The sequence below is a fragment of the Vibrio minamisatsumaniensis genome (assembly GCF_050337445.1).
In the GTDB taxonomy this organism is placed as follows: Bacteria; Pseudomonadota; Gammaproteobacteria; order Enterobacterales; family Vibrionaceae; genus Vibrio; species Vibrio artabrorum.
Genome location: NZ_JAKJSY010000188.1, coordinates 1 through 697, shown reverse-complemented (window position 1 = coordinate 697; position 697 = coordinate 1). Strand labels below are relative to the sequence as shown.

Annotated in this window: 1 protein-coding gene and 1 pseudogene; one reads left to right on the top strand and one right to left on the bottom strand. The window is 37.8% G+C overall.

Annotated elements, in window-relative coordinates:
* Positions 1-241: pseudogene (locus L4B77_RS20220) on the top strand (IS6 family transposase); the annotation flags it as partial.
* A 206-nt stretch (positions 242-447) separates the two neighbouring features.
* Here the strand turns inward: L4B77_RS20220 and L4B77_RS20215 are convergent.
* Positions 448-697 (bottom strand): hypothetical protein (locus L4B77_RS20215; RefSeq protein ID WP_429752636.1); only part of this gene is annotated, 250 nt, incomplete at its 5' end.

Here is a 697-nt window from a genome sequence, read left to right as displayed (position 1 = left end):
GTTGACGGGTTACTTTATGCTCTCACTGGTAGAGATATTAGACATTAAATATCTGAACAATATCGTTGAGCAGAGTCAYCGTTGGGTGAARCAGAAAACGCGTCAAGCGCTGGGTTGGAAATCAATGGAAGGAGCCTTGGCAAGTTTGCACGGACGAGAAATGTGGACGATGTTGAAACAAGACCAGATAGATGTTGAAGGGCAGACGGCCTTTGAACGATTCTACGCACTCGCAGTATAATTGTATCTGTAGGATGGGTCTGTCACGCCTCTAACTATATTTGCGACAGAACCGTATTTTTTGAAGTGGTGTCGTTTGGATAAATTGTGTTTGTGAGACATGATTTTAGGTCAACAATCTATGAGGTTTGACAAGGATAAAGGAAGATGCGATCAAATCAAAATTGATGATTTAATGAGCGCCTCAACAAAGCCCCAAGCCGTTTGCTAGATAAAATAATCTTGATATTCATTACTGAGTAAATATTTTATTTCATCATCACTTCGGCCTTTTAATTTGGATAAAAACACATCAATCGGTATTTTTCTACTCGCTCTAGATAAGAGTAGCTTTTGTCCAAATTGCCAGAGTTCTGTTTTGCTAGCACTAAAGTCAATTCTTTCGAGCGTATAGCCATTTTTATTAGCAATAGTTTGAATCTTCTTRGTAAAACAAATAAATAATTCCACATTATAT